The organism is Bifidobacterium kimbladii, from assembly GCF_032193675.1.
Taxonomy (GTDB): domain Bacteria; phylum Actinomycetota; class Actinomycetes; order Actinomycetales; family Bifidobacteriaceae; genus Bombiscardovia; species Bombiscardovia kimbladii.
This window is the reverse complement of sequence record NZ_JASTZZ010000012.1, coordinates 1-4,315: the sequence shown is the minus strand read 5'-3', so window position 1 is coordinate 4,315 and position 4,315 is coordinate 1. Positions and strand designations below refer to the sequence as shown.

The following is a 4,315-nucleotide window of genomic DNA, read 5'->3' as shown; positions in this document are numbered from 1 at the left end:
GAACAGGATTCGCATTTTCACCGCTGGTGGTGTTGTTGCCGAGCTGGCCATAGTTATTGTATCCCCAGGCGTAGGCGTATCCGTCGCTGCCGACGGCCAGCGTATGATTTCCGTGTGTGCTCATTTGTGTGGCTTGTAGTCCTTTGCTCGTGTCGTAGGGGCTGGCGGGGTCGCGCACGCGCACAGGAACAGTCGAAGAGCCACCGCTGGCACTGGTGCCGTTGCCGAGCTGGCCATAGTCGTTTGCTCCCCATACCCAGATATTTCCATTCAGATCTAGTGCTGATGAATTCACATACCCAGTGCTGACCAGTGTTGCTTTCAAGCCCTTGGTTTTATCGTTGGGTTGTGCAGGGTCGCATATGCGTACAGGAAAGGAGGAACTCGAATTGACGGCGTTCTTGCCTAGGACGTTCCAATTATTAGATCCCCATGTCCAGATGTTCCCTTGTGCGTCAAGCGCCAGCGAATGACTGCTTCCGGCGCTGACTTGAATAGCTTTCAGTCCTTTGCTCGCATCAGTGGGGTTGGCGGGGTCGCGCACGCGCACAGGAACAGAAAAGTCACTGGTGGTGCCATTGCCGAGCTGACCATAGTTGTTGCGTCCCCAGGCGTACACGTATCCGTCGCTGCCCAAGGCCAGCGAATGATTGCCTCCGGCGCTGACCTGCACGTAGGTGAAATCCGCCGGCCGGTCCGGATACGTCTTGGTATCAGGCTGCCTCACAATGACCGGCGTAGTCCGGCTGGTGGTCGTCCCGTCGCCGAGCTGGCCATAGTAGTTGTATCCCCAGGCGTATGCGTTCCCGTCGCTGCCCACAGCCAAAGATTGTTCACCATACCCATTGCTGACTTGGTTGAATTTGACACCGCTGTGGCTGCCTGGCGGGGTGATGATGGTGGATTCGTTGCCCAGCTGGCTGCCCTTGTTGGGGTTGATGCTCCATTTGTTATTTGGATCTTGGCGTGTCCATTTGGCCGTGAGGATGAGGTTCTTGGTGGCGGGCGTGCTGAAATCGTAGGCGACTTCGCCGATGAACCATCCGTCAAACTGGTACCCATCGCGTGTTGGGTCGGGGGAGGGCCGTTGGACTCTGCCGTATGGGATGGAGACAATCTGGTCTTCTGGTTCGGGGCTTCCTCCGTCCGTGTTGAAGTGGACAGTGTAGCCGGTTTCTGTTTCGGTGTCTCTGGTCAGCTTCTGGTCGACCGTGTACTTAAGGCTTCTTGTGAAAGGCTGGTTGTCTTGTCTGCCGGCGATGAGGATGGCGGTTGGCCCCGGCGTGTGTGCGGGTATGTCTATCTGCCATGAGTTATCTTTTTTGGTGAGTTTGAGCGGCTGGCTGTCCATGCTGGCTGATTCCAGAGTGGGCGCCGGGACGGTGTCGAGCTTGGCTGGCTCCCCCGGATTGACTTGAGGGTCCAGGCTCCACGTGAACATGCTGCCCTGAGTTCCGATGGCGGTGATCCTGTTGCTGATGCTGGCGGCTTGCGTGTAGGCCTGTACCCCCTTGTCTGCACGCACGGGTGTATTGCCAGGCTTCCAGGCCCAGATGCGGCCGTCCTTCCCGGTGACCAAGGCCTGCCTGCCGTTGGCTGTGATTCGGCTGGTATACGCGCCATCCGGCAATCTGAGAGCTGTGGGACTCGTGACGCTGTCGGTCAGGTGATAGGTCTGATCTTCCGCGTCCAGGAGGAGGAACCCTTGGTCAAGAGCGTGGGCTTGGGTGAAACGCATAGCATGGTCCTGTTTGACGCGTGTGGGCTCGGCTTTTTCGGTGTTGCCCGCACCCCACGTCCAGGCTTGCCCGTCGGAGTCCAGGGTGAGGATCCGGTTGCTGGAGGCGACGGCAAGGACGGCTTGTGCCTGTCCGGGTAGGCTGGTCGCGGCCTGTTGTATAGGTTTCGGATTCTGACTCTGGCTGTCGGTCTGGCTGGTCTGGAAGGCGTGGACCTGTCCCTGCCGATCCACTGCCAAGAGCCGATCACCATGCATGCTGATGCTGGTGAATCCGCCATCCTGGCCGGTGGCGAGGATGGTTGGCGTGGTCTCTAGGCTGTTCCAGGTGTAGATGTGCTGGTCGGATCCGAGTGCGGCCTGCCGTCGGCTGCCGGCTGCGGCCTGTAGGTAGTGGAACCCTTCGGGAGCCTGGGCGGGTGAGGGGACCTGTTTGGGTGTGCTGTCTTGCGTCCAGGTGTAGATGCGGCCGTCGCCGGTCAGGCCCACAACCTGGTTTCCTGCGGCTTGAATGCTGGTGTAGTAGGGTTCCTGTCGGTCGGGTGGGCTGATGGTCAGGTGGGTGCCGGTGGCGGGCCCATGATCCGGGCTCAGCGTCCAGTCCGTGACCTTGGTCCACCTGGCTTTCAGGGTCGTGTCCTGGAGGATGGGGGTCTGGAAGTCAAAAGACTGGTTGTCGAGTGTCCACCCGTCGAAGCGGAAGCCGGGACGTTGAGGATTGTGTTGCGGGGGAGTGGCGAGAGTCCCGGTCTTTACGGTTACTTGTGTTGGCTTGCTGCCGTCGGCGGGGTCAAAATGCACGATGTGCGAAGCTTGATTATCTGCTTGTTCGGTTGATTGAGCCGGAGTGGGGTCTGCGCTGCCGGGTGTTCCCGTCGTCGATGATGGGGTGCCTGGCGTGGTGCTTAATGGTGTGGTGGTTTGTATTGGTGAGGGTGACGGCAGTGGTGTGCTGGTTGCGTTGCTGGAGGAAAAGCCGGAGGTTCCGTTAGCTACGCGAGGGGTCTGACGACCCCCCCCCCCCGGTGAGTACAGGAGCGTCCGCCGCGTTTGCGGACGCGACGCCCAAGCCTGCCAGCAGGCTGATCAGGACGATCATCATCGCCAACGCGCGACGCAGAGGAGAAACCACATGCATGAAACCAAAACCCCTTACCAACACCAAACGAATCCAAATGCCGTCTGTTTGTTTAAAGTTCTGTCCGTCGAAAAGCCCTTCTGTCCTTCAACGCCAGCCCTGCATCGGATTGCATGAGCCAATGGCGGAAGCCAGTTGTCTTCTCGACGCCCCCACGTTTTTCACCATACCACCGGATTAACAAGCAACACACACAAGCCAGGTCCGAGCGCTGGGTGGCGATGACTTCGATGGTTGGGTAAAGGCGGCTGCTCGCCAAATCATGAGGAGGGAGGGGGAAGGGAAATGAACAGCGGCCGGGCCGGCTGGTGGCTGTCAGGCCTCCTGGCCGGCCTGGCCGTGTTTCCTCCTCTCCCGGGCGGAGGCGGGGGCGTGCATGCCTGCCCTCGGCTTCCTGCCTGCGGAAGTGTGGTGGGGGCGCGGGAGGGAGTGTCGGCTCTCTTGGGGGTTGAGCCTTACGTGGCACGTTCCTCCCTGCTCCCCCTTGATGGGCCGGGGGCGGGGGGGGGATTGATACGCCGCCCGGCCGCTCTTACTCGTGCGAAGCGTGTGACAGTTGGTGTTGTTCCTTCCGGTGGCGGCGTGAGGCGAGGACCCCGCCCATGCCGGTCATGCCGGTGGCCAGGGCGAGCAGGATGCCTTCCCCTCCGGCTTTGGGGAGCACGCCTGCAGGCAGGTACGTGTATCGGAGGGAGGTGTCGGGCGTTTGGGGTGCGCCGCCCAGCGTGTAGTCCACGCTGACGGTGACCGTGCCCGGCTGGTGTGCGGGCGTGGTCACGGTGACGCTGCTGCCGTCGCCGCGCGTCAGCCCTGATGCGGGGGTCTGGTCGAATCTGACGCCGGTGATCACCGGCGTCAGAGGGAACATCACCGGCGCAGGAACAGGGCTCTGGGCTTTACTGTTGTTTGCCCCTGTGGGGATGCTGTCGTTGCCGAGCTGGCCATAGCCGTTGTATCCCCATGCCCAGGTGTTGCCGTCGCTGCCCACGGCCAGCGAAAGATGGCTTCCGGCGCTGACCTGTGCGGCTTGCAGTCCTTTGCTCTTGTCGGTGGGGCTGGCGGGGTCGCGCACGCGCACAGGAACAGGATTCACAAGGGAGCCGCTGCTGTTGTTGCCGAACTGGCCACACAAATTGCATCCCCATGCCCAGGCGTTCCCGTCGCTGCCCACGGCCAGGGAATGATCGCCTCCGGCGCTGATCTGCAGGTAGGTGAAGTCCGCTGGCAGGTCCGGGTACGCCTTCCGGTCGGGCGTCTTCACCCTGACCGGCGCATTCCGGTTGCTGCTTGTCCCGTCGCCGAGCTGGCCCTGGCTGTTGTATCCCCAGGCGTAGGCGTTCCCGTCGCTGCCCAGGGCCAGGGAATGAGCGCTTCCGGCGCTGACCTGCAGGTAGGTGAAGTCCGCTGGCAGGTCCGGGTACGCCTTCCGGTCGGGCGTC

The 4,315-nt window shown here is 61.6% G+C and carries 2 protein-coding genes; both read right to left on the bottom strand.

The genetic code is table 11. The annotated features are described in order from the left end of the window. A partial coding sequence (locus QRX41_RS08350; protein WP_313839948.1) for an RCC1 domain-containing protein occupies positions 1-2,539 on the bottom strand: 2,539 nt, incomplete at its 3' end. Positions 2,540-3,408: 869 nt separating this feature from the next. Beyond that, on the bottom strand, positions 3,409-4,315 hold a 907-nt coding region (locus QRX41_RS08345; protein ID WP_396176810.1), incomplete at its 5' end, for an RCC1 domain-containing protein.